The organism is Citrobacter sp. Res13-Sevr-PEB04-36 (assembly GCF_015672735.1).
Taxonomy (GTDB): Bacteria; Pseudomonadota; Gammaproteobacteria; order Enterobacterales; family Enterobacteriaceae; genus Citrobacter.
This window is the reverse complement of record NZ_JADABY010000039.1, coordinates 1-23,639: the sequence shown is the minus strand read 5'-3', so window position 1 is coordinate 23,639 and position 23,639 is coordinate 1. Positions and strand designations below refer to the sequence as shown.

Annotated in this window: 24 protein-coding genes; 11 read left to right on the top strand and 13 right to left on the bottom strand. The window is 53.8% G+C overall.

The features are described 5' to 3' along the window. Positions 1–30: 30 nt before the first annotated feature. From IMQ48_RS11100 to IMQ48_RS11075, 6 genes are all read left to right on the top strand, one after another. Entirely contained in the window at positions 31–708 is a 678-nt protein-coding gene (locus IMQ48_RS11100) for a TVP38/TMEM64 family protein (protein WP_230326384.1), read from the top strand. After that, the gene (locus IMQ48_RS11095; protein ID WP_196209073.1) at positions 705–1,412 is read left to right on the top strand and encodes a TVP38/TMEM64 family protein; all 708 of its coding nucleotides are present in this window, start codon (positions 705–707) and stop codon (positions 1,410–1,412) included. Before IMQ48_RS11100 ends, IMQ48_RS11095 begins: the two co-directional genes overlap by 4 nt. A gap of 26 nt (positions 1,413–1,438) precedes the next feature. After that, positions 1,439–2,608 (top strand): ABC transporter substrate-binding protein, encoded by a 1,170-nt coding sequence (locus tag IMQ48_RS11090; protein WP_196209072.1) that lies wholly within the window; start codon positions 1,439–1,441, stop codon positions 2,606–2,608. Further along, positions 2,581–4,116 carry a thiamine ABC transporter permease gene (locus IMQ48_RS11085; RefSeq protein WP_196209071.1) on the top strand — a complete coding sequence of 512 codons (1,536 nt, stop codon included), beginning with the start codon at positions 2,581–2,583 and terminating at the stop codon, positions 4,114–4,116. The genes IMQ48_RS11090 and IMQ48_RS11085 overlap by 28 nt, the downstream gene beginning before the upstream one ends. Then, positions 4,116–4,748 (top strand): ATP-binding cassette domain-containing protein, encoded by a 633-nt coding sequence (locus IMQ48_RS11080; protein WP_196209070.1) that lies wholly within the window; start codon positions 4,116–4,118, stop codon positions 4,746–4,748. The genes IMQ48_RS11085 and IMQ48_RS11080 overlap by 1 nt, the downstream gene beginning before the upstream one ends. Before the next feature lie 88 nt (positions 4,749–4,836). Further along, entirely contained in the window at positions 4,837–6,144 is a 1,308-nt protein-coding gene (locus IMQ48_RS11075) for a sulfurtransferase (RefSeq protein WP_196209069.1), read from the top strand. 54 nt (positions 6,145–6,198) lie between these two features. Here the strand turns inward: IMQ48_RS11075 and IMQ48_RS11070 are convergent, their stop codons facing one another. Both IMQ48_RS11070 and IMQ48_RS11065 read right to left on the bottom strand, forming a co-directional pair. After that, the gene (locus tag IMQ48_RS11070) at positions 6,199–6,822 is read right to left on the bottom strand and encodes a CDP-alcohol phosphatidyltransferase family protein (RefSeq protein WP_196209068.1); all 624 of its coding nucleotides are present in this window, start codon (positions 6,820–6,822) and stop codon (positions 6,199–6,201) included. Next, positions 6,815–7,384, bottom strand: coding sequence for a carboxymuconolactone decarboxylase family protein (locus tag IMQ48_RS11065; RefSeq protein WP_196209067.1), 570 nt, complete (start codon positions 7,382–7,384; stop codon positions 6,815–6,817). Before IMQ48_RS11065 ends, IMQ48_RS11070 begins: the two co-directional genes overlap by 8 nt. Positions 7,385–7,463: 79 nt before the next feature. Here IMQ48_RS11065 and IMQ48_RS11060 point away from each other — a divergent pair, with 79 nt between their 5' ends. Further along, positions 7,464–7,877 (top strand): pyrimidine (deoxy)nucleoside triphosphate diphosphatase, encoded by a 414-nt coding sequence (locus tag IMQ48_RS11060; protein ID WP_196209177.1) that lies wholly within the window; start codon positions 7,464–7,466, stop codon positions 7,875–7,877. Here IMQ48_RS11060 and IMQ48_RS11055 read toward each other — a convergent pair. Next, entirely contained in the window at positions 7,837–8,112 is a 276-nt protein-coding gene (locus IMQ48_RS11055; protein WP_196209066.1) for a YnjH family protein, read from the bottom strand. The two genes, IMQ48_RS11060 and IMQ48_RS11055, sit on opposite strands and share 41 nt — an antisense overlap. A gap of 237 nt (positions 8,113–8,349) precedes the next feature. On the opposite strand from IMQ48_RS11055, the gene gdhA reads away from it, so the two are divergent. Next, complete coding sequence (gene gdhA, locus IMQ48_RS11050; RefSeq protein WP_196209065.1) at positions 8,350–9,693, top strand: NADP-specific glutamate dehydrogenase; 1,344 nt, start codon at positions 8,350–8,352, stop codon at positions 9,691–9,693. Between the two features lie 99 nt (positions 9,694–9,792). On the opposite strand, the gene IMQ48_RS11045 is transcribed toward gdhA, so the two are convergent. From IMQ48_RS11045 to IMQ48_RS11035, 3 genes are all read right to left on the bottom strand, one after another. Next, positions 9,793–11,733: a DNA topoisomerase III gene (locus IMQ48_RS11045; protein ID WP_196209176.1), complete on the bottom strand. Its 1,941-nt coding sequence runs from the start codon at positions 11,731–11,733 to the stop codon at positions 9,793–9,795. Between the two features lie 4 nt (positions 11,734–11,737). Then, positions 11,738–12,781 (bottom strand): selenide, water dikinase SelD, encoded by a 1,044-nt coding sequence (gene selD / locus IMQ48_RS11040; protein ID WP_196209064.1) that lies wholly within the window; start codon positions 12,779–12,781, stop codon positions 11,738–11,740. Positions 12,782–12,897: 116 nt separating this feature from the next. After that, positions 12,898–13,449 carry an NAD(P)H nitroreductase gene (locus IMQ48_RS11035; protein ID WP_096757296.1) on the bottom strand — a complete coding sequence of 184 codons (552 nt, stop codon included), beginning with the start codon at positions 13,447–13,449 and terminating at the stop codon, positions 12,898–12,900. 174 nt (positions 13,450–13,623) lie between these two features. On the opposite strand from IMQ48_RS11035, the gene sppA reads away from it, so the two are divergent. From sppA to pncA, 3 genes are read left to right on the top strand one after another with little or no spacing between them, the layout of a single operon-like run. Beyond that, entirely contained in the window at positions 13,624–15,480 is a 1,857-nt protein-coding gene (gene sppA, locus IMQ48_RS11030) for a signal peptide peptidase SppA (RefSeq protein WP_196209063.1), read from the top strand. Between the two features lie 56 nt (positions 15,481–15,536). Next, positions 15,537–16,553, top strand: coding sequence for an asparaginase (ansA, locus tag IMQ48_RS11025; protein ID WP_196209062.1), 1,017 nt, complete (start codon positions 15,537–15,539; stop codon positions 16,551–16,553). A 13-nt stretch (positions 16,554–16,566) separates the two neighbouring features. Beyond that, entirely contained in the window at positions 16,567–17,205 is a 639-nt protein-coding gene (gene pncA / locus IMQ48_RS11020; RefSeq protein ID WP_196209061.1) for a bifunctional nicotinamidase/pyrazinamidase, read from the top strand. 35 nt (positions 17,206–17,240) lie between these two features. On the opposite strand, the gene IMQ48_RS11015 is transcribed toward pncA, so the two are convergent. The 7 genes from IMQ48_RS11015 to IMQ48_RS10985 all read right to left on the bottom strand — a co-directional run. Then, the gene (locus IMQ48_RS11015) at positions 17,241–18,599 is read right to left on the bottom strand and encodes an MFS transporter (protein WP_196209060.1); all 1,359 of its coding nucleotides are present in this window, start codon (positions 18,597–18,599) and stop codon (positions 17,241–17,243) included. 141 nt (positions 18,600–18,740) lie between these two features. Further along, entirely contained in the window at positions 18,741–19,499 is a 759-nt protein-coding gene (locus tag IMQ48_RS11010) for a DeoR/GlpR family DNA-binding transcription regulator (RefSeq protein WP_196209059.1), read from the bottom strand. Between the two features lie 134 nt (positions 19,500–19,633). Beyond that, on the bottom strand, positions 19,634–20,617 hold the full coding sequence (locus IMQ48_RS11005) for an aldo/keto reductase (protein ID WP_196209058.1): 984 nt from the start codon (positions 20,615–20,617) through the stop codon (positions 19,634–19,636). Positions 20,618–20,626: 9 nt separating this feature from the next. After that, positions 20,627–21,574: a sugar kinase gene (locus IMQ48_RS11000; RefSeq protein WP_196209057.1), complete on the bottom strand. Its 948-nt coding sequence runs from the start codon at positions 21,572–21,574 to the stop codon at positions 20,627–20,629. A 4-nt stretch (positions 21,575–21,578) separates the two neighbouring features. After that, a complete protein-coding gene (locus IMQ48_RS10995) occupies positions 21,579–22,415 on the bottom strand; it encodes a ketose-bisphosphate aldolase (protein ID WP_196209056.1) in 837 nt (278 codons plus the stop codon). Positions 22,416–22,439: 24 nt separating this feature from the next. Further along, positions 22,440–23,483, bottom strand: coding sequence for an NAD(P)-dependent alcohol dehydrogenase (locus IMQ48_RS10990; RefSeq protein ID WP_196209055.1), 1,044 nt, complete (start codon positions 23,481–23,483; stop codon positions 22,440–22,442). 17 nt (positions 23,484–23,500) lie between these two features. Then, positions 23,501–23,639: hypothetical protein (locus IMQ48_RS10985; RefSeq protein WP_196209054.1), on the bottom strand; the 139-nt coding region annotated here is incomplete at its 5' end.

Below are 23,639 nucleotides of genomic sequence, written 5' to 3'. Positions count from 1 at the left end.
AAAAGAAGTTCGCATAAAGCAGAATACAGACTGCTGATCGTTGCGCTACTCCTCTGTATCCTGGTGGGCGTTCTCCATTATTCTGGCCTGAGCGACCTGATAACCCATTTTCAGCATTTGCAAGATCTCATCCGCCAGAGCGGTATATACGGCTACGCGCTGTATATTCTGCTATTTATCGTCGCTGCGCTGTGTCTGATACCCGGTAGCATGCTGGTGATCGTCGGCGGTATCTTGTTTGGCCCGCTGGTGGGGACGCTTGTATCGCTGTTTGCGGCCACCCTGGCCTCGGCGCTGTCGTTCTTACTTGCCCGCTGGCTGGGTCGCGATCTGCTGCTGAAATACGTCGGGCATACGGCCACCTTTCAGGCGATAGAAAAAGGCATTACCCAAAGCGGTAGCGATTTTCTGATCCTCACCCGACTGGTACCGTTATTCCCGTACAACATCCAAAATTATGCCTACGGGCTGACCACCATCCCATTCTGGTCATTCACCGTCATTTCTGCGCTCACCACCTTCCCCGGCCTGTTCATCTATACGCTCATGTCGCATGAACTCGTCAGCGACGGCATCACCCTGGCGTTTATGGTTAAACTCAGTATTGCTGGCATTATTTTATTTACCCTGGTACAGGCAGCCAAAGCCTGGGCCCGCGTGAAGCATCTTGATCCCTCTGTCCAACGTGAGTTAGCCGATAAAACATGAAGCTGAACAAAACGCACGTCATACGCTATTGCCGGGCCGGACTGATTCTCCTGCTACTGCTGGCGCTGATCGCCTGGGTATGGGTGCCCGGCGTTAGTGATTTTGTCAGTCACAGCCTGGCGGCATTCGCCACGGTTGACCAGCACGCCATTGAAAATCTCATTCGGTCATACGGTGCTCAGGCTGCGGTGGTATCGTTTTGCCTAATGATCTTACAGGCCATTATCGCCCCGCTCCCGGCGTTTGTGATCACCTTTGCCAATGCGTCATTGTTCGGCGCATTCTGGGGAGGCGTACTCTCCTGGACCAGCGCAATGGCTGGCGCGGCGCTATGCTTTTTCATCGCCCGTGTTTTTGGTCGTAGCACGGTGGAAAAACTGACCGGAAAAACGGTGTTGAATAGCATGGACGCCTTTTTTGCACGCTACGGCAAACACACTATTCTGGTCTGTCGCCTGTTACCTTTCGTTCCCTTTGACCCGGTCAGTTACGCCGCCGGTCTGACATCGATCCGCTTTCGTCATTTTTTCCTCGCCACCGGCGTTGGTCAGCTACCCGCGACACTCGTCTATTCCTGGGCCGGCAGCCTGTTAACCGGAGGAACATTCTGGTTCGTGACCGGGCTGTTTGTGTTATTTGCGCTGACTGTGGTTATCTCCGTGGCGAGAAGCATTTATCTTGAACGGCACAGAAAACACGTCTGAGGCCCCCCTTAACAACTGGAGAGTGTATGCGTTATTGCTTATTGTGCCTGAGTTTGCTGTTTTCTCCGCTGGCGACCTTCGCGCAGGACCACAGCTGGCAGCAGATCAAAAACGACGCCCGCGGCCAGACGGTGTGGTTCAACGCCTGGGGAGGCGATAACGCAGTGAACCAATATCTCGACTGGGTGAGCGGCGAGATGAAAACACATTACGCCATTAACCTGAAAATCGTGCGTCTGGCCGATGCCGCCGACGCGGTTAAGCGTATTCAAACCGAGACGGCTTCCGGGCGCAAAACCGGCGGCTCCGTCGATTTACTGTGGGTGAACGGTGAAAATTTCCGTACGCTGAAAGAAGCCAACCTGCTGCAAACGCAGTGGGCACAGACACTGCCCAACTGGCGCTACGTTGATACCCTGCAGCCTGTCAGCGAAGACTTCTCCATCCCCACAGAGGGAGCCGAGTCACCGTGGGGCGGCGCGCAGCTTACTTTTATCGCTAACCGCGATGTGACCGAACAGCCGCCACAAACCCCGCAGGCACTGCTGGCATTTGCCAAAGCGCATCCTGGTACGGTGACCTACCCGCGCCCCCCGGATTTTACCGGGACTGCATTTCTTGAGCAGTTGCTGATGGCGCTCACTACCCAGCCACAAGCGTTGAAAATGGCGCCCGATACCGCGACGTTCGCTAAGGTTACGGCTCCGCTGTGGCAGTATCTTGACAGGCTGCATCCGTTTTTATGGCGTGAAGGTAAAGACTTCCCGCCTACGCCCGCACGAATGGATACGCTGCTGAACAATGGCGTACTGCGCTTCTCACTGACCTTTAACCCCGCACACGCGCAACAAAAAGTTGCCAGCGGTGAACTACCCAAAAACAGCTACAGCTTTGGTTTTACGCAAGGCATGATTGGCAACGTGCATTTTGTCACGATCCCGGTGAACGCCAGCGCCAGTGCAGGGGCGAAAGTCGTCGCCAATTTCCTGCTCTCTCCGGAGGCGCAACTGCGTAAAGCCGATCCCGCCTACTGGGGCGACCCTTCGGTTCTCGATCCGCAAAAATTACCCGCTGCACAACGTGAAGCTCTACAGGCACGGATCCCCAAAGGGTTACCCACCGTGCTTCCTGAACCCCATGCGGCCTGGGTAAACGTACTGGAACAAGAATGGCTACGCCGTTACGGTACGCATTAATCCTGCTGATATGGGGCGTCATGGCGGTGATTTATTTGCCGCTGGCGCCTGCCACCGTCACGCTGTTCACGCCTGCGCTCTCCATCACTCATTGGCTGGCGCTGTTTGCCGATCCCCAGCTGCCGCAGGCGCTGATGGCGACGCTGGTTTCCGTGACGCTGGCAACCCTCGGCGCATTGGTCATTGCCTTGCTGGCGATCCTCGCCGTGTGGCCCGGCGCGGGCTGGGCACGGCTGTACACCCGACTGCCCTGGCTGTTGGCGATTCCGCACGTCGCGTTTGCCACCAGCGTCCTGTTGCTGTTTGCCGAAGGCGGTCTGCTGTACCGCGCGCTGCCTTTTCTTACCCCGCAGGCTGACCGCTACGGGATCGGTCTGGGCATAACGCTAGCCGTCAAAGAGAGCGCTTTTTTGTTATGGGTGCTCTCGGCCCTGCTCAGCGAAAAGCAGCTTGCCCGGCAGGTGACCGTGCTGGACTCGCTGGGATATAGCCGCCTGCAATGCCTCAACTGGCTGGTATTACCCGCCATCGCGCCGGCACTGGGGAAAGTGATGCTGGCGGCCACTGCATGGTCATTGTCAGCGGTGGATGTGGCGATCGTGCTGGGTCCGGGCAATCCGCCAACGCTTGCGGTGTTGAGCTGGCAATGGCTCACTCAGGGCGATGCCGACCAGCAGATAAAAGGCTCGCTCGCCAGCCTGCTGCTGGTACTGCTGCTGTGCGTGTATGCGCTGGTTGGTTATCTGCTCTGGCGCAGCTGGCGGCGTACCCTGCCGGGGATTAGCGGGAAGCGTCAGCATTTTTCATCCTATCCACTGGGGCGATCGCTGGCGCAATTTGTGCCCGTCAGCGGCGTACTCTGCCTGCTGGTTCTGGCCCTGGTTGCACAGTATTCATTCGTCGATAGCCAGACGCTATTCACCAGCCTGCAAGTGGGATTGATTGCCAGCGCACTGGCATTAATCACGCTGCTGCTATGGCTGGAATGGGGGCCACAACGAGGACATCGTTGGGTCTGGTTGCCGATTATTCTGCCTGCACTGCCGCTAGTCACCGGACAATATACGCTGGCGCTTCACGCACAGCTGGATGGTCAGTTGTTGACCGTTGTCTGGGGGCATCTGCTGTGGGTCACACCGTGGATGCTGTTTATCCTCAAACCGGCGTGGCAGCGAATTGATCCGCGGTTAATTTTAATTGCGCAGACACTGGGTTGGTCGCGGGAGCGCATCTTCTGGCAGGTGAAATGCCCGCTGCTGCTGCGCCCGGCGCTGATTGCTTTAGCGGTGGGCTTTTCCGTCAGTATCGCCCAGTATATGCCAACCCTGTGGTTAGGGGCCGGACGCTTTCCCACGCTGACCACCGAGGCCGTGGCATTGAGTAGCGGCGGCAGCGCGGCGCGGCTTGCCTCACAGGCGCTCTGGCAACTGCTGTTGCCGCTATTGGTTTTCGCACTGTCCGCGTTACTCTCCGCATGGGTTGGCCGCTGTCGACAAGGACTCCGCTAATGCTAATCGTGAAAAATGTTTCGCTACATCTGGGGCCTTGCGTGCTGCTCAACAAGGCCAATTTTGAAGTTAACAAAGGTGACATTGTCACCATTATGGGTCCCTCCGGCAGCGGCAAATCATCGCTGTTCTCGTGGATGATTGGCGCACTTTCTCCAACGTTTCAGTCGTGTGGCGAGCTGTGGCTTAACGATCGGCGCATCGACTCGTTGCCCACGGCGCTGCGCCAGATTGGCATTTTGTTCCAGGATGCCCTGCTGTTCGACCATTTCAGCGTGGGGCAAAATTTGCTGCTGGCACTCCCCGCAAACCTGAAAGAATCGGCCAGACGCGATGAGGTCGAGCTCGCCCTTGAGCGTGCCGGGCTGGCGGGGTTTTATCATCGCGATCCGGCGTCACTCTCCGGCGGGCAACGATCGCGTATCGCCCTGCTGCGCGCGTTGCTGGCTCAACCGCAGGCGCTGCTGCTGGATGAACCATTCAGCCGACTGGACACCTCGCTTCGCGACGCGTTTCGCCAGTGGGTCTTTGCCGAAGTGCGCAAGCTGGGCATTCCCGTGGTACAGGTTACCCATGACGCGCAGGACGTTCCGCCCGCGGGCCGCGTTTTGCAGATGGCAAACTGGGCGTGAATGTGGCGATATGCTGCATTAACGCAATGATTTTATCGGGCTGGCGGCACAGAATGTCGTCTTCTTTTTTTCAACGTCGGGCTATTCGATGAAACGTGTTTCTCAAATGACCGCGCTGGCACTGGCTTTAGGGCTCGCTTGCGCTTCTTCCTGGGCTGCTGAAACAGCACAGACGCTCACCCTCCACCAGTTACAGCAGCAACAAGGCGCGGCGATCGATACCCGTCAAAGTGCGTTTTATAACGGCTGGCCGCAATCACTCAATGGCCCTTCCGGTCATGAACCTGCCGCACTGAACCTGTCAGCGGCCTGGCTCGACAACATGAACGACGAGCAACTCACTGCCTGGGTTAAACAGCATCAGATAAAAACCGAAGCGCCGGTGGCATTGTATGGCAGCAAAAGCGACATGCAGGCCGTTAAAGCGCGCCTGCAGAAAGTCGGCTTTAGCCAGCTTTCCACGCTCAGCGATGCGCTGCAGGATCCCGCCCGCTTACAGCGCCTCCCACACTTCGAACAGCTGGTCTACCCACAGTGGCTGCACGACCTGCAACAAGGCAAAACCGTTACCGCTAAACCGGCCGGTGACTGGAAAGTGATTGAAGCGGCCTGGGGGGCACCGAAGCTCTATCTGCTCAGCCATATTCCGGGTGCCGGATACATTGATACCAACGAAGTCGAAAGTGAACCGCTGTGGAACAAAGTCTCCGACGCGCAACTCAAAGCGATGCTGGCTAAACATGGTATTCGTCATGACACGACGGTGATTTTGTATGGCCGTGATGTCTATGCGGCGGCGCGTGTCGCACAGATCATGCTGTACGCGGGCGTGAAAGATGTTCGCCTGCTCGACGGCGGCTGGCAGACGTGGTCCGACGCAGGATTACCGGTCGAACGCGGCACGGCGCCGACGGTTAAACCGGAGCCTGATTTTGGCGCAACGATCCCTGCCCAGCCGCAGCTGATGCTGGATATGGAACAGGCGCGTGGCCTGCTGCATCGTCAGGATGCGTCGCTGGTTAGCATTCGTTCGTGGCCGGAATTTGTCGGCACCACCAGTGGTTACAGCTACATTAAACCAAAAGGTGAAATTGCGGGGGCTCGTTGGGGCCATGCGGGCAGCGATTCCACGCATATGGAAGATTTCCATAACCCGGACGGCACCATGCGCAGCGCAGACGATATCGCCGCGATGTGGAAGCAGTGGAACATCCTGCCGGATCAGCAGGTTTCCTTCTACTGCGGTACCGGCTGGCGCGCCTCGGAGACGTTTATGTACGCCCGTGCGATGGGCTGGAAAAACGTCTCGGTGTATGACGGTGGCTGGTACGAATGGAGCAGCAATCCGAAAAACCCAGTTGCCAGCGGCGAGCGTGGTCCGGACAGCAGCAAGTAAAACCGTCATTATTGCCTGATGTGGCGTTTTCGCCACATCAGGCAATGCTATACGTTACGCCTGACGCTGGACCGATTTCAGCGTCAGATAGCCGCTCCAGATCCGCGTTAATGTTGTCAGCCAGCACAGCGCACCAAATACCCACGCCAGCACGGCAAAATAATCCGGGAACAGGCAGCCCAGCACGAACAGCAATATCGTCTCGGTGCCTTCAGTCAACCCGCCCAGATAATAAAACGATTTATGCGCATAACCGGGGTTATCAATCTGATGCTTCGCCGCCAGCGCAGCAAAAGCCAGGAAACTGCTGCCGGTGCCGATAAACGCAAACAATAACCAGCTGCCCGCCAGCGCATTCTGCTCGGGTGCAGCCAGAATAAAGCCAAACGGCACCAGCGCGTAAAACAGAAAATCGAGTGAAATATCGAGGAATCCTCCGGCATCGGTCAGTCCCCTGCGCCGCGCCAGCGCGCCGTCCAGCCCATCAAACAGGCGATTAAGCACAATGGCGACCAGCGCCGCCGAATACCAGCCTAATGCCAGAAACGGCAAGGCCAGCACGCCAATGGCGAAACCGATGAGCGTCAGACCGTCCGGCGAAATACCGGGTTTATCAACCATGCGCGCGCACTGATGTAGCAGCGGTTTTAACCGCGGATGAAGATGGCGGTCAAGCATGTGGGCGTCCTTTGAAACTGTCGCAGAGTCCCTGTGAAGGAATATCCAGCGCGGCGTTAAAGCGCGCCGAGAGATTTTGAAAGGCAATCAGCGCGGTCATTTCGGTAATCGTGTCGTCGGTAAAATACTGCCGCATTTGCGTCTTCAGCGCATCATCAAGGCGCGGCGGCGTGGCGGTCACCGCATCCGCATAGGCCAGCGCCACGCGCTCTTCTTCACTAAACAGCGCTGACTCTTGCCAGTTCGCCACCTGCAACACTTTATCCAGCGCTCCGCAGCGTTCGGCCAGCCGTAAGCTGTTGGCATCCACGCAAAACGCGCAATGACACACCTGCGACACGCGCGTCATCAATAGCGCGCGCATCACCGGGGTTAATCGCGCCCGTTTACGCTCCAGAAATCCGACAAACAGCGCGACCAGCCAAAACAGAAACGGCATACGCCCCCACCAGCGCGTGGGATGCAGCACGTCGCCGTAATGTTTTTTCTGCGTCGCGACAAGCGGTTTCAAACTGGAAGGGATACGCGTCAACGGTTTTACCCACGCCTGAGGATCGTTCAACGGTGACTCCTGAATACTTTAGATAAAACAAAGATAGCGATAGTATGTCACTTTCTGCTGTTAGATCTTGATGAATATGATGAAAACCCTCGACGTGGTCGCCGCTATCCTTGAACGTGATGGCAAAATTTTACTGGCTCAGCGTCCGGCGCATGCAGACCAGCCGGGGATGTGGGAGTTTGCTGGCGGTAAGGTTGAGCCCGGCGAGAGTCAACCGCAGGCGTTAGTGCGTGAACTGCGCGAGGAGCTCGGTATTGAGGCAGCCGTTGGGCAATACGTTGCCAGCCATCAACGCGAAGTGTCAGGCAGGATTATCCATCTGCATGCCTGGCATGTACCAGATTATCAGGGCGAACTGCACGCGCATGAGCATCAGCAACTGGTGTGGTGCCTACCTGAAGAGGCGCTGGCGTATCCGCTGGCACCTGCCGACATCCCGCTATTACAGGCGTTTATTCTTTTACGCGACGCCAGACCAGCGGGTTGGTGCTGATCGTTTTATCATCACGCTGGCATTGCAACAACACGCCATCCGCCTTGATCACCGCGCCTTCCGAATAATTTTGATCCTGATAAACGCAGCACTGATTACAAGGCTGCGCCCGCTGGCCGCTGGAACTGAATACTTCCGGCGGCACATTAACCTGCACATCCGGGCGATAAAGCTGATTTGCCAGTGCCGTGCTGGAGAGTAAAACCAGCGCACCTGCCATAATAAAACGGCGCATATTCTTTCCTTTTAAACTGACCTCTATGCTCAGTATAACGGTATAAACCGGCAGAAACTTTAGTCCCTTACCTCATCGTTTTTGGTTATGACCTATGTCGCAATATTAATTTCCTTAGCGGGGTTAATTTTTTCTTGCGTCCCGTCACACTGCTGATGTTATAGTCAAAAACTGCAAAACACTTAACACAAACATCAAAAATATAACCATATCAATACATAAGAGGTTCTTATATCTATGGATCAGACATGTTCTCTGGAGTCATTTCTCAACCATGTGCAAAAGCGCGACCCGAATCAGACCGAGTTCGCGCAAGCCGTTCGTGAAGTCATGACAACGCTGTGGCCGTTCCTCGAACAAAACCCACGTTATCGTCAAATGTCATTGCTGGAACGTCTGGTTGAACCTGAGCGCGTGATCCAGTTCCGCGTAGTCTGGCTGGACGATCGTAATCAGGTACAGGTTAACCGTGCGTGGCGCGTGCAGTTTAGCTCGGCGATTGGTCCTTACAAAGGCGGTATGCGTTTCCATCCGTCGGTAAACCTGTCGATCCTGAAATTCCTTGGCTTCGAGCAGACCTTTAAAAACGCCCTCACCACGCTGCCGATGGGCGGAGGTAAAGGCGGGAGCGATTTCGATCCAAAAGGGAAAAGCGAAGGCGAAGTGATGCGTTTTTGCCAGTCCCTGATGACGGAGTTGTTCCGTCATTTAGGGCCAGACACTGACGTCCCGGCGGGTGATATCGGCGTGGGCGGGCGAGAAGTTGGCTTTATGGCCGGGATGATGAAAAAACTCTCCAACAACAGCGCCTGCGTCTTCACCGGCAAAGGTCTGTCGTTCGGCGGTAGTCTGATCCGCCCGGAAGCGACCGGCTACGGTCTGGTGTACTTCACCGAAGCCATGCTTAAGCGCCATGGTCTGGGCTTTGAAGGGATGCGTGTTGCTGTTTCCGGCTCAGGTAACGTGGCGCAATTCGCCATTGAGAAAGCCATGGAGTTTGGTGCCCGTGTGGTGACCGCCTCTGACTCCAGCGGTACCGTGGTTGACGAGAGCGGCTTCACGAAAGAGAAACTGGCGCGTCTGTGTGCCATTAAAGACAGTCGCGATGGCCGCGTGGCGGATTACGCCCGTGAGTTCGGTCTGACCTATCTGGAAGGTAAGCAACCGTGGTCAGTGCCGGTGGATATCGCCCTGCCGTGCGCCACGCAGAACGAACTGGATGTGGACGCTGCGCAGATGCTGATTGCCAACGGTGTCAAGGCCGTTGCGGAAGGCGCAAACATGCCGACCACCATCGAAGCCACCGATCTGTTCCTCGAAGCGGGCGTACTGTTTGCGCCGGGTAAAGCTGCCAACGCCGGTGGCGTGGCGACATCCGGCCTGGAAATGGCGCAAAACGCCGCGCGTCTGGGCTGGAAAGCAGAAAAAGTCGATGCGCGTCTGCACCACATCATGCTGGATATTCACCACGCCTGCGTCGAGTACGGTGGCGAGAGTAAGCAGACCAACTATGTGCGCGGCGCCAACATCGCGGGCTTCGTGAAAGTTGCCGACGCGATGCTGGGACAGGGTGTGATTTAATTCAGCGCTGTCGCTGCGTAGGCCGATAAGCATCGCGCCATCAGGTATTACCGGATGCAGCACCAGTGCTTTACCCGACCTACAAACTACATTGCCTTATTACAGGCCTGCCTCCTCTGAAGGCGGGCTTTTTTTCGCCGGGCGTTTTCGCGGCGCACTCTTTTTCTTCTCCGCGCCAGCCGGCGCGGTTATCCCGCGGAATCGGCGCACCGGCGTACGTTTAGCCTGGTCTATCAGCTGATACAGCGTGTCCACCAGCGGCTGCATAAAGTCCTGATAGCGACACTGTTTTTCACTGATTTGCGTCAGGATCGATTCCCAGTGCGCGGTCATATCCGGACGCGTTGCCATTTCTGGCAACGAATGGAACAGCGCCTTTCCGGGATCCGTTGAGTGTATATAGCGGCCCTTTTTCACCAGGAACCCGCGCTTAAACAGCAACTCGATAATCCCCGCACGCGTGGCCTCCGTTCCCAGTCCGTCGGTAGCGCGCAGGATCTTTTTCAGATCTTTATCCTGCACAAACCGTGCGATCCCGGTCATCGCCGACAACAGCGTCGCGTCGGTAAAATGGCGCGGCGGCTGGGTCTGGCGCTCCACCACTTCGCCCTTTTCACACAGTAGCTCGTCATCACGAGCCACCACCGGCAGCGGTGTGCCGTCGTTTTCTTCGTCGCGTTCTTTGTTACCCAGCAGCGTACGCCACCCGGCTTCCGCCAGGAAACGGGCTTTAGCAACAAATTTGCCTTTGGCAATATCCAGTTCAATAACGCACTTGCGGAACACCGCATCCGGGCAGAACTGCATCAAATACTGGCGCGCAATCAGGTTGTACACCTTGGCTTCATTATCATTCAGATTGATGGATGAACTGCGCGCAGTGGGAATAATCGCGTGGTGCGCATCAACCTTTTTATCGTCCCAGCAACGATTACGCGTATCGGGATTGACCGCAGGCTGCGGTAATAAATCCGGGGCGTGCACGCTAATCGCATTTATCACCGCATGGCGACCGGCAAAGTGTTCTTCCGGCAGATAGCGGCTATCAGAACGCGGATAGGTAATCAATTTGTGGGTTTCATACAGCTTCTGGCAGATATCGAGCACGTTTTGCGCGCTCAGTCCGAAGCGTTTAGCGGCTTCAATCTGCAACGCCGACAGCGAAAATGGCAGCGGTGCGGATTCTGATTCCCGTTTATCGTTATAGCTGGTGACTATCGCTGGCTGACCGTTGATGCGGTTCACCACATGCTCCGCCAGCGTACGATTCAGTAAGCGCCCTTCTTCATCCTGATAAGGTTCACACGCTTCACTCGGCTGCCAGATAGCGGTAAACCGCTCGTCGGCAGGCGTGACGATATGCGCTTTGACCTCAAAGAAATCTTTGGCGACGAAGTTTTCAATCTCTTCATCACGGCGCACCACCAGACCAAGCACCGGCGTCTGCACGCGCCCCACGGACAGCACGCCCTGATAACCTGCGTTGCGCCCAAGAATGGTATAGGCGCGCGTCATGTTAATACCGTACAGCCAGTCGGCACGCGCCCGCGCCAGCGCAGAAACGCACAATGGGATGAACTCGCTGTTAGCACGCAGACGAGAAATTGCCCGCTCCACCGCTTGTGGGTTAAGGTCGTTAATCAGACACCGTTGCACCTGATGACGCTTTTCCGGCGCCAGTTGCAGGTAATCCAGCACTTCATCGACCAGCAACTGTCCTTCGCGATCGGGGTCTCCCGCGTGAATGACTTCACTGGCCTCATGCAGAAAACGCTTGATGACGTTGAGCTGTTTGGTGACAGAGGGACGCGGCTGCAGTTGCCACTTTTCCGGCACAATCGGCAAGTCGACCAGACTCCAGCGTGCATAGCGACTGTCGTAGGCGTCTGGCTGCGCCTGTTCAAGCAGGTGACCGATACACCATGTCACCACTTGTCCATTTCCGCATTCAATAAAGCCGTCACCTTTGCGATGTGGCTTAGGGAGTACATCGGCAATCGCGCGCGCCAGACTCGGTTTTTCGGCAATAAACAACCGCATCGAATTAACGGATCTCAACCATGGCGCGACCGCCACGAGCTTCCACCAGTTCACCAATCGCGGTGAGATCAATGCCAAACTGCGCGGCAACCGCTTTCACTTCAGCCTCAGATTCCGGCGTTACCGCCAGCAGCAGGCCGCCGGAGGTTTGCGGATCGCACAGCAGGTCTCGTACCGCCTGCGGCATCTCACCCATCAGATGCCCGTAGCTGGCAAAGTTACGCTGCGTGCCGCCCGGTACTGCGCCCTGCGCGATGTACTCTTCAACGCCAGGCAGTTTTGGAATATCCTGGTAAACGATTTGCGCCTGAACGCCCGCGCCCTGACACATTTCGCTCAGGTGTCCCAGCAGGCCAAAACCAGTCACGTCGGTCATGGCTTTCACGCCTTCAATGTCCGCAAACGCTGCGCCCGCAATATTCATGCGGCACATCACTTCCGTCGCCAGCCCAATATGCTCAGGCTTGAGCAATGATTTTTTCTCGGCGGTGGTCAACACGCCAATGCCTAGCGGCTTGGTGAGGAACAGCTTGCATCCCGCTTCTGCGGTGCTGTTTTTCTTCACGCGCTCGGTCGGGACCACGCCCGTCACAGCGAGACCAAAAATGGGCTCCGGGGCGTCAATAGAGTGACCACCCGCCAGCGCAATGCCGGCCTGGCGACAGGCGAAACGTCCGCCTTCGGTCACTTCGCGGGCGATTTCCGGTGCCAGCTTATCGAGCGGCCAGCCCAGAATCGCGATAGCCATAATCGGTTTGCCGCCCATCGCGAAGATATCGCTGATGGCGTTGGTCGCGGCAATACGGCCAAAATCAAACGGATTATCGACAATCGGCATAAAGAAATCGGTGGTGCTGATAACGCTGGTGCCATTACCCAGATCGTACACGGCCGCGTCATCGCGGGTTTCATTCCCCACGAGTAAATTCGGATCAACAAACTTCGCCTGCTCACTGTGCAGGATGGTTTCCAGCACTTTGGGGGAAATTTTACAACCGCAACCGGCTCCGTGGCTGTATTGCGTTAAACGAATAGCGTGCTCGCTCATGGACATCTCCTGTCATTGCAATCGGGCTATGGTACCGCTCATTCCATGATGTGGTAAGAGTGACTGTCTGAATTCGGGCGTCTTTGCTCATAATCCAGACAGTTTAGCCCCTAAAATCAGAAATACTGGACGAATGCGCTCGGATCGGCAGGGTTAATCGTGGTGGATGCTTTAAGCTGTGGCGTGCCCAGATAGAGGAAGCCGACAATTTTATCCTGCGCGCGACAGTCAAATGCCTCGCGCACTACCGCACTTTCGGTTAATGCACCGCTGCGCCAGATCCCGCCAAAGCCTTGCGCAATCGCCGCCATTTGCATGGCCATTACCGCGCAGCCCGCCGACATTTCCTGTTCCCACAGCGGGACCTTGTCACTTTCTTCACATTTCGCCACCACCGCAATAATCAGCGGTGCACGAAACGGCGCAGTACGCGCTTTTTCGACGGCCTTTTCGTCGCCCTCTGCGGCAATAGCCCCTTTTTCGAGCACCGCGCTAAAACGCTCACGCCCTGCCCCTTCAATCACAAAGAAACGCCACGGCTGCAGCGATTTGTGGTCCGGGGCGCGCATCCCCGCCCGCAGGATATTTTGCAGTTGCTCACCCACGGGAGCGGGTTCAACAAGACGAGAGGCGCTACGGCGGGTAAGAAGTAATTCGAGTGCATCCATTTGCTTAACTCCAATAATGAAATTTGTTCACAAAATTAACACGTGAGCGGATTTTGTTACAGCACCGGCAGTGATTCCTGCTGACAAGTGCCTGCGGGGTCATTACGATAGCCACATCTTAACGCCTTCTCTGATAAAACGGGGGGGCGTGTTGTTCATCGGTAGGGAGAATACATGCGAACCCTGTGGCGTTTTATTGCCGGAATTTTTAAATGGACGTGGCGAATACTGAATTTCGTCCGCGAATGTGTACTGAACCTGTTCTTTATCTTTTTGGTCCTGGTGGGCGTGGGGATCTGGATGCAGGTCAGCAGTAGCACCTCCAGCGAACACGCGGAGCGTGGCGCACTGCTGCTCGATATCTCCGGCGTTATTGTCGATAAGCCCTCAAGCACCAGCCGCTTAAGCGTCATCGGACGTCAGCTGTTTGGCGCCAGTTCCGATCGCCTGCAAGAAAACTCACTGTTCGATATCGTTAACACCATTCGCCAGGCAAAAGACGATCGCAACATCACCGGCATCGTGATGGATTTAAAAAACTTTGCCGGGGCCGACCAGCCGTCCATGCAGTATATCGGCAAAGCACTGCGCGAATTCCGCGACAGTGGAAAACCGGTATTTGCCGTGGGCGATAACTTCAGCCAGGGACAGTATTACCTCGCAAGCTTTGCCAACAAAATTTGGCTCTCCCCGCAGGGTTCGGTTGACCTGCACGGCTTTGCGACCAACGGTCTGTATTACAAGTCTCTGCTGGATAAACTAAAAGTCTCCACCCACGTTTTCCGCGTCGGTACCTATAAGTCCGCCGTCGAACCGTTTATTCGCGACGATATGTCCCCGGCCGCACGTGAAGCCGACAGTCGCTGGATTGGCGAGCTGTGGCAGAACTATCTCGATACCGTTGCCGCTAACCGTCAGATCCCGGCGCAGCAAGTGTTCCCGGGCGCACAGGCGATGCTTGACGGTCTGACGAAAGTGGATGGCGATACCGCGAAGTACGCCCTCGACAATAAACTTGTCGATGCCCTCGCCTCCAGCGCTGAAGTGGAAAAACTGCTGACTAAACAGTTTGGCTGGAGCAAAACAGAGAAGAACTACAGTGCCGTCAGCTATTACGATTACACGCTAAAAACCCCGGCTGATACCGGTGACAGCATTGGCGTAGTCTTCGCCAATGGCGCAATCATGGACGGTGAAGAAACACCGGGCAACGTCGGCGGCGACACCACTGCTGCACAAATCCGCGAAGCGCGTCTCGATCCGAAGGTAAAAGCCATTGTCCTGCGCGTTAACAGCCCGGGCGGCAGCGTAAGCGCTTCAGAAGTGATCCGCGCCGAGCTGGCTGCGGCAAAAGCGGCGGGTAAACCGGTGGTGGTTTCCATGGGCGGTATGGCGGCATCCGGCGGTTACTGGATCTCAACCCCGGCAAACTACATTGTGGCGAACCCCAGCACCTTGACCGGTTCCATCGGCATCTTTGGCGTGATCAACACCGTTGAAAACAGCCTCGATTCCATTGGTGTGCATACCGACGGCGTAGCAACCTCGCCGCTGGCCGATATTTCTGTCACCAAGGCGTTACCACCGGAAGTGCAGCAGATGATGCAACTGAGCATCGAGAACGGCTATAAGCGCTTTATCACACTGGTCGCGGATGCACGTAAGACAACGCCGGAGCAGATTGATAAAATCGCTCAGGGCCACGTCTGGACCGGTCAGGATGCAAAAGCTAACGGTCTGGTCGACAGTCTCGGCGATTTCGACGACGCTGTAGCAAAAGCGGCAGAACTGGCGAAACTGAAACAATGGCACATTGAGTATTATCAGGACGAGCCCACGTTCGTTGATATGGTCATGGACAGCATGTCCGGTTCCGTTCGCGCTATGCTACCAGAAGCCATTCAGGCCATGCTCCCGCCACCGCTGGCCTCTGCGGCAAGCGTGGTAAAAACCGAAAGTGATAAGCTGGCCGCGTTTAATGACCCGCAGAACCGTTATGCATTCTGCCTGACCTGCGCCAACGTCCGCTAACTCTTGACCCCTCTTCGGGATGAAGAGGGGTTTTTCTTTGAGACAGAAGAAAAGTCATGCACAAGAAATCGATTTACGTTGCCTATACCGGCGGTACCATCGGTATGCAGCGCTCAGAACAAGGTTACATTCCGGTTTCCGGTCATCTTCAGCGCCAACTGGCATTGATGCCTGAATTCCACCGCCCCGAGATGCCAGACTTCACTATTCACGAATACGTCCCGCTGATGGATTCCTCCGATATGACGCCAGAAGACTGGCAGCATATTGCGGAAGATATTAAAGCTCACTACGACGAATACGATGGTTTTGTGATCCTGCACGGCACCGACACCATGGCGTTCACCGCCTCAGCGCTGTCGTTTATGCTGGAGAATCTGGGTAAGCCAGTTATTGTGACAGGGTCACAAATTCCGCTGGCGGAGCTACGTTCAGACGGACAAATCAATTTGCTGAATGCGCTGTACGTAGCGGCCAATTATCCGATCAATGAAGTCACCCTGTTCTTCAATAATCGACTGTATCGCGGTAACCGCACTACCAAGGCACATGCCGACGGTTTTGATGCGTTCGCCTCACCTAACCTTGCACCTTTACTGGAGGCCGGGATCCACATCCGTCGTCTGGGCACCCCACCCGCGCCGCACGGTGCAGGCGAGTTGATTGTGCACCCTATCACCCCGCAGCCGATTGGCGTGGTGACGATTTATCCGGGAATTTCCGCCGACGTGGTGCGTAACTTCCTGCGCCAGCCAGTCAAAGCGTTAATTCTGCGCTCTTACGGCGTGGGCAATGCCCCGCAGAATAAAGAGTTCCTGAAGGAGCTTGAGGATGCCAGCTCGCGCGGTATTGTGGTGGTTAACCTTACGCAGTGCATGTCCGGCAAGGTCAACATGGGCGGTTACGCCACGGGGAATGCACTGGCGCATGCAGGCGTAATTGGCGGTGCGGATATGACCGTTGAAGCAACGCTGACCAAGCTGCATTATTTGCTGAGTCAGGGTCTGGACACGCAGGCCATCCGTGACGCGATGACGCAAAACCTGCGTGGTGAACTGACGCCGGATGATTAAAGGAGGAGTGACGATGGCACGAGCATTACTGCTGGTTGATATACAAAACGATTTTTGTGCCGGAGGCGCACTTGCCGTTCCAGAAGGTGATAGCACCGTGGATGTCGCCAATCGCCTGATTGCCTGGTGTGCACTGCGCGGTGAGAAGGTTGTTGCCAGTCTGGACTGGCATCCGGCCAATCACGGCAGCTTTGCCAGCCAGCATCAGACCGCCCCCTACACGCAGGGACATCTGGACGGTCTGGCGCAGACATTCTGGCCGGATCACTGTGTACAGAACACGCAGGGAGCAGCCCTGCACCCTCTGCTGAATCAGCGCGGCATTGATAAGACGTTCTATAAGGGTGAAAACCCGCGGGTTGACAGCTACAGCGCATTTTTTGATAACGGTCGCCGCCAGGCAACGGAACTGAATGCGTGGCTTGTGCAACAGCGTATTACCGACCTCATCATCATGGGGCTGGCAACCGACTACTGCGTGAAATTTACCGTCCTTGATGCGCTGGAACTGGGCTATACGGTGAACGTCATTACCGACGGCTGTCGAGGGGTGAATATTCAGCCGCAGGACAGCACGCAGGCGTTTATGGAAATGGCCGCGGCGGGCGCAACGCTGTTTACGCTGGCAGACTGGGAAGAAACTCAAGGGTAGAACATCGCCTGATGGTATCGCCATCAGGCAAGTAATCACCCAAAGGTTGAAATATCTTCCAGTGAAACCTGGCGGGTTTCAATGCCAAAACAAAACAGGATCAGCGCACATACCACCAGCATGACACCCAGGACGATAAACACGGTAACAGAGCCATATTGAGTCAGTAATAGGGCGACGCCATACGGTGTAAAGACGGCGACAATTCGCCCCACGGCATTCACAAAACCTGAACCACGTAATCTGAGATGCGTTGGCCACAGTTCCGGGACATATACCGCAGAGGCAAAACAGACATACATATATAAAAAGAAAATCATGACCAGACCACAGCTTAAAATCGCCCACTCCTGCGTTTGAATCGAATAAAAATATCCCAAAAACGCAATAATAATTAACAGCAACGAGCCAAATAGCCGTCGCGGAAAGCGGTCGATAATCAATGCTGCAATAAAAATGCCTACCGGTGCGCCAATCATGATAATCGCAGTCATCAAAATGGACTTCGTTACATCAATACCCGAGTTTACAAAAATAGTCGGGATCCATACGGTAATGGTATACAGCGAGATATTCATCGCGATCAATACCGTAATAGCCACCAGCGTCCGACGCAGCATCTGTCCTTTAAATAACAGCCAGAATGACCCATCTACGACACAGCGTTCGCTCTTTCTCATCGCTATTGTGCACAGTGGTAATGTGATTTGCTTTTCTGTCTCTACTTGCAACTCAACATCGATTAAGTGCTTCTCCGCCATCTCCTGTTGACCTTTACCCGCCAACCACCGGGGAGACTCAATAAAGTATTTTCCAGAAATATACCAGGCCAGCAGCATTCCCACACCCCCGACTAAAAACATCGCTCGCCAACTTAAGTATGCGATGACAACCACGCCAACCGCCGCCGACAGCATCGGCGACCAGTTACCAACAAAAGACAGACGCGCAGACCATTTTCCGCGCACCACCGGTGGAATAAACTCAGTGAATGAGGCATAGCCCACCATAATCAACGCTCCCATGCCAATACCCATGAGACCGCGAAAGAAGATCAGCCAGTACATGTTGGGAACAAAAGATGCGGCAATTGCAGAAATGCCTACCATCAATAGATTCATACGAAATGCTTTGCGGCGACCAAAATAATCACCAATAAATCCACCACTCAGCGAACCGATGAAATAACCAAACATCAGCGCAGAAGTAAACGCTGCATTAAGATAATTATTTGACCAGCCATTACTAACCAACTTTGCCAGCACCACGTTACCGGAATAACTGAGAAAACCTGTCAGTAATAAACCAAAGCTAATAATACCAAAAATACGAAAATGAAATCGTGAGAAAGGTAAGCGGTCTAGTCTTGCACCGATATGTTCATATTGTTCCATCTGGATGCCTCAAATGCTGCAAAATATAAAGCAAGTCATTTAGGAAATAGGCGGCAGAAAATACTGCCGCATTTTTATCATCATTTTATTGGGCAATAACCGGATGCAAGCTAAAACGCTATCGATATCACAATCCCGTTGTTAGTATACAAGTTGGATATTATTTTTCTTGCAAAAGGAAACCCATTCCGCACCCGGTGCTTTATCTGTTATTATGTAATTAATATGACTAAGATCCACCAACTGAACAAATGCTTTACGATCGAACTTGGAGTGATCGACCAGCAGGGCTACTTCAGTGGCCTGGCGAATCATGGTTTTTTTGATCTCCGCTTCAGCTTCGTTTGAGTCAAGCGCACCACTTGTAATATCCAGCCCTTTACAACTCATCACCATAATATCGACGTGATATCGGCTAATAATCTCTTTAGTGATACGGCCTTGAAGTGAAAGCGTATTTTTATTTAACTCCCCTCCGGTTGAAACCACATTGATCTCAGACTGTGCCAGTTCATGAAAGGCTTCCGCCGAATTAGTTAATAATGTGAGGTCGTTACGTTCCTTCAGAAGCTTTAATAATTCCATTGCGGTACTGCTGGAGTCAGCCGCCATGGTGGTTTTGTTTTTAATAAACGGCAAGGCATTACGAGCAACCGTCTGCTTCTCTTCGTAAAAAGATTTGGCTCGTTTATAAAAATGAATATTATCAGACAGCGCGGCCGTGTTTAAGACCGCACCGCCATACGTTCGGGTCAGAAAACCTTCATCTTCAAGTTTTTCAAGATCGCGGCGAATCGTTTCTTCTGTAACCTGAAAAATAGCGCTCAGATTGGATACCGTTACTTTCTTGTCGTTGGCTACCCTTTGTTTGATAGCCTGAATTCTGTCTTTTGCCGCCACGATTACACCTCTGTTTCCTTCAACATCATGATAAGTTACCAGTATCTCATAGGCCATGTTTATTTTCAAAACAACATGTCTGAATCACAGATTTTATAGTTTTTTACACAGAAACAGAGGTGTTTTCTATTTACCTATTTATTATTCAATGCTTCTGCCATTTCTCTCATCAATAATGAATCGTCGTCGGTTAACGCGATCGTCAGGGCTTCGACATTTTCACGTACCTGTTCAGGAGCCGTCGCTCCGCTTAACAGGGTGATTAAGTTGCTTTGCTTTAAAATCCACGCCAGCGCCAGCGCGGGGATCGTGCAGCGATATTTAGCGCAAAGCGGCTGCCAGCGTTCGAGCATGTCAATCACACGCAGCATATTTTCACGCTGGAACCAGACTTTGTTGGCCCGCGCACCACCGGGAACATAATCACGCGTGATGGTTCCGGTGAGCAACCCTTGCTCTAGTGGGGAATAGACCTGCACCACGATGCCGTGCTGCTGACAGAGCGGCAGTAGCTCCGCTTCCAGCGCCCGATCGAGGATGCTGTACTTGGCCTGCACGATATCCAGTTCACCGTGCTTGACGTACTCCCGGATATGTTCCGCATCCACATTCGCCGCACCGATAGAACGGATTTTCCCCTCTTTCTTGAGCGCGTTGAGCGTATCCACCGTTTCCGCAATCGGCGTAAAACAGGGTTCTACCGACTGCCAGTGGGTCATATAAATATCGATACTGTCGATACCGAGTCTCTGCAGGCTAGCCTCCACCTCTTCGCGAATCGACTCGGGTGTGAGATTTTTATACAGCTGACGGTCACCCACTTTATTAAACAGGCTGCCTTCACGCTCCCAGACAATACCGCATTTAGTTTCGACAACAATCTCGTTGCGCGGCAGCTTTTTCAGCGCCTGACCGACAATCACCTCACTATTACCGAAGTTATAGCCTGGCGCGGTATCAATCAGATTAATGCCGCACCGATGCGCTTCGATAATGGTGTCGATGCAAACCTGCAAATCAAGATCGCCGTTCCATGCCGGGCCGCCGCCGATAGCCCAGGTGCCCAGTCCCATGCGGGAGAGCGTAATATCCGTACTGCCTAAAGGTATCATTTTCATCTGCTGCTATTACCCTTCGTATTCGTCGAGAAGTTGTTCAACCAGCTTTCTGTTCTTCACACCCGTCGTGGCGCCCACGCTGAGTACCGAGATCGCAGCCGTCGCGTTGGCAAACAGCGCGCAGTCGCGCATTGGTTTGCCTTCAAGCAGCGCGGAGATAAACCCCGAAGCAAAATTATCGCCCGCACCGATGGTGTCGATAGCGGTAATTCCCGAAACCGCTGGCACCGCCATTTTCATATCAGCGCGCTTGATAAAGCAGCCTTTCTTACCGGTTTTAATCACTACCGTTTTCACACCGCAGTGCAGAAAACTGTCGGCGATTTCATCCAGCGTCTCTTTCCCGGTTAGCAGTTTCGCTTCGTCGAAATTGGGAAACAGATAATCGACATAGCTCAGCGCTTCGCGAATATCGTCCAGCGTTTCATTAAGTCGCGGCTTAATCATGTCGGCGCAAATGATCAGCTGATGCTTTTTTGCCTGAATAAAAATCTCCGTTAAGGCCTTACCGTCCAGTAATGGACTATTAAAGATACTTGCCAACGACAACAGCTTTGCTTGCGAGAAACGTTCAAAATCAACATCGTTAATATTCAGCTTCCACAAGCTACCGTTGCGGTTGGTGACAAAAGTGCGTTCACCATCGGCGGTCACTAAGCCCACATTAATGGAAGTATCAATATCCGCATCCTGTTTCAGACTCTGAATATCAATATTCTCCCGTCGACAGTGGTCAAGAATAAAATACCCGGCAGCATCATCACCGACCCGGCTCATCAACGCCGTGCGATGACCGAGGCGAGAAATAATCGTCGCTTCATTAATTGCATCTCCCCCGGTGGTCATGGCAATGCGTTCTAACGGGTAAGAGTCTACATCAAAGATATTTTTACTTACCGGTTGCAAGGGAATATCAACAATGGCCGCCCCTATGCAAATAACCTCGATCTTATCCATATTGTCATTCCGCTTTACCGTCTGAACCAAACAGTTTGATTTTCTCCAGCGCGCGTTCTTTGACTGCTTTGCGTACTTCGCGCTCGACGTGCAGGAACGGCTGGTCCTGATTCTCTTGTACCGCAACCATTGCGGCCTGACACAGTTCAGTGTGGATATTGATTTTCGAAATGCCTAATGAAATGGCTTTCTTGATATCCGCATCGCTGATGCCGGAAGCACCGTGCAGCACCAGCGGAACGGATACCGCCTGGCGTACGCGTTTAACCACGTCAAAGTTCAGTTTCGGTTCGGAAGTGTAGACGCCATGCTGGTTACCAATCGCCACCGCCAGCGAGTCGCAGCCGGTACGCTCAACGAACTCAGCCGCCTGGCTTGGATCGGTGTAGTGATAGCCGGCCAGCGCTTCTTCATATACCGTTTCATTACCCACATGCCCTAACTCGGCTTCCACAGGAATACCCAGCGGATGGAAGAAATCAACCGCCTCTTTGGTCAGACGAATATTTTCCTCGAAATCAAAAGCCGAAGCATCACGCATCAGTGAATTCATGCCGTGGGTCCAGGCGTTATGGATAATCTCCATACTGCGCCCGTGATCCCAGTGGGTGATCACCGGTACCGTCGCCTTTTTCGCCATGGAAACCATCATATGCGAAAAATCTTCAAACGAGGTATTGCCGACAAATCCGGTGCCGAATGAGATAATAACCGGCGATTTTGCCTCTTCCGCCGCATCAATCACCCCCATTAACATTTCCGCATTCCACACGTTAAAGTGGGCGATAGCGTAATGTTTATTCTGGGCATCGTTTTCCCAATATTTAATATCTGCTAGCATGGATATTTCTCCCTTTTCAATTAATTAATGATTAACTTTAATAACGCCTTTAATAATGTCGCGTTTGTTATTCACTGATTCATCAAACGCGCGCTGTACATCTTCGTATTCGTAGATATGCGTCACCATCGATTTCACATCGAAGCGCCCGGAGGAAATGGCTTCAATGGTGACCGGATAGCGGTTGGCATAGCGGAAAACGGTCTGAATCGAGACTTCACGGTTTATTTTGAGGAAATTAATCGCTGAATCACCGGGCACCGTACCGACAATCATGATTTTGCCGCCGCGCATCACCAGATACGGGGCCTGCTTAACGGTGATCGCCGAGCCTGCGGTTTCAAAAACAATGTCGGCACCCATCTCTCCAGAAAACTGCAGACAGCGGGCAACCGTGTCTTCTTTTGCTCCGTTGATGATGGTCGTCGCCCCAAGCTGTTCGGCCATAGCCAGACGTTTTTCCAGCACATCAACGACCGCAATATCGGTTGCACCCAGGCATTTACAGGCTTGCAAGGTCATTAAGCCAATACAGCCCGCCCCCATAATGACGATTTTCTTGCCCGGTTTAACATCCGCCAGCATCGCAGCGTGCATCCCTACTGCCGCAGGCTCTACCAGCGCCCCTTCCATGATGTCCATATTGTCGGGCAGCTTGTAGGTGAAGCTCTCCGGATGGCACAGATAGTGCGTTAGCGCACCGCGATAGTTTGGTTGGGTGGCCATAAAATCGACGTCCGGGCAGATGTTGTATTTACCTTCCAGACAATAACGACAGTGGCCGCACGGCACGCCGGGCTCGATATTGACTCGGTCGCCAGGTTTGAATTTGGATACGCGATTCCCTACCGCGACCACCGTACCGGCGCATTCGTGCCCGAGGCCAATTTCCTGATTCGGATCTTTCGGCGGAATAAAAGGACCCGATTCAAAACCGTGAACATCTGAACCACAAATACCGACATACTCAATTTTAATCAGCACTTCATGCTCTTTCGGTACCGGCATATCGGCGGTAATAATTTTCATCGTGCCGGGCGTTTTTAATATTGCTTTTGAATTTTGCATTTTCTTTCCCATCAATATTATTTACTGGTAGCGGCATCAATACCGAGACTTTCGACAGAGACGCCTTTAGTTTCAATTCCGATAGTAGCAATGGCAATGGCGACAATAATAGAGACCGCCCCTAGCAGGACAAATACCCCCGTCACGCCATAACCG

Bases quoted from the DNA above. Each gene is read 5' to 3' on its own strand.
- IMQ48_RS11095 (WP_196209073.1), top strand. From the start codon at position 705: ATGAAGCTGAACAAAACGCACGTCATACGCTATTGCCGGGCCGGACTG.
- IMQ48_RS11090 (WP_196209072.1), top strand. From the start codon at position 1,439: ATGCGTTATTGCTTATTGTGCCTGAGTTTGCTGTTTTCTCCGCTGGCG.
- IMQ48_RS11085 (WP_196209071.1), top strand. From the start codon at position 2,581: ATGGCTACGCCGTTACGGTACGCATTAATCCTGCTGATATGGGGCGTC.
- IMQ48_RS11080 (WP_196209070.1), top strand. From the start codon at position 4,116: ATGCTAATCGTGAAAAATGTTTCGCTACATCTGGGGCCTTGCGTGCTG.
- IMQ48_RS11075 (WP_196209069.1), top strand. From the start codon at position 4,837: ATGAAACGTGTTTCTCAAATGACCGCGCTGGCACTGGCTTTAGGGCTC.
- IMQ48_RS11070 (WP_196209068.1), bottom strand. From the start codon at position 6,822: ATGCTTGACCGCCATCTTCATCCGCGGTTAAAACCGCTGCTACATCAG.
- IMQ48_RS11060 (WP_196209177.1), top strand. From the start codon at position 7,464: ATGAAAACCCTCGACGTGGTCGCCGCTATCCTTGAACGTGATGGCAAA.
- IMQ48_RS11055 (WP_196209066.1), bottom strand. From the start codon at position 8,112: ATGCGCCGTTTTATTATGGCAGGTGCGCTGGTTTTACTCTCCAGCACG.
- gdhA (WP_196209065.1), top strand. From the start codon at position 8,350: ATGGATCAGACATGTTCTCTGGAGTCATTTCTCAACCATGTGCAAAAG.
- IMQ48_RS11045 (WP_196209176.1), bottom strand. From the start codon at position 11,733: ATGCGGTTGTTTATTGCCGAAAAACCGAGTCTGGCGCGCGCGATTGCC.
- selD (WP_196209064.1), bottom strand. From the start codon at position 12,781: ATGAGCGAGCACGCTATTCGTTTAACGCAATACAGCCACGGAGCCGGT.
- IMQ48_RS11035 (WP_096757296.1), bottom strand. From the start codon at position 13,449: ATGGATGCACTCGAATTACTTCTTACCCGCCGTAGCGCCTCTCGTCTT.
- sppA (WP_196209063.1), top strand. From the start codon at position 13,624: ATGCGAACCCTGTGGCGTTTTATTGCCGGAATTTTTAAATGGACGTGG.
- ansA (WP_196209062.1), top strand. From the start codon at position 15,537: ATGCACAAGAAATCGATTTACGTTGCCTATACCGGCGGTACCATCGGT.
- pncA (WP_196209061.1), top strand. From the start codon at position 16,567: ATGGCACGAGCATTACTGCTGGTTGATATACAAAACGATTTTTGTGCC.
- IMQ48_RS11015 (WP_196209060.1), bottom strand. From the start codon at position 18,599: ATGGAACAATATGAACATATCGGTGCAAGACTAGACCGCTTACCTTTC.
- IMQ48_RS11005 (WP_196209058.1), bottom strand. From the start codon at position 20,617: ATGAAAATGATACCTTTAGGCAGTACGGATATTACGCTCTCCCGCATG.
- IMQ48_RS11000 (WP_196209057.1), bottom strand. From the start codon at position 21,574: ATGGATAAGATCGAGGTTATTTGCATAGGGGCGGCCATTGTTGATATT.
- IMQ48_RS10995 (WP_196209056.1), bottom strand. From the start codon at position 22,415: ATGCTAGCAGATATTAAATATTGGGAAAACGATGCCCAGAATAAACAT.
- IMQ48_RS10990 (WP_196209055.1), bottom strand. From the start codon at position 23,483: ATGCAAAATTCAAAAGCAATATTAAAAACGCCCGGCACGATGAAAATT.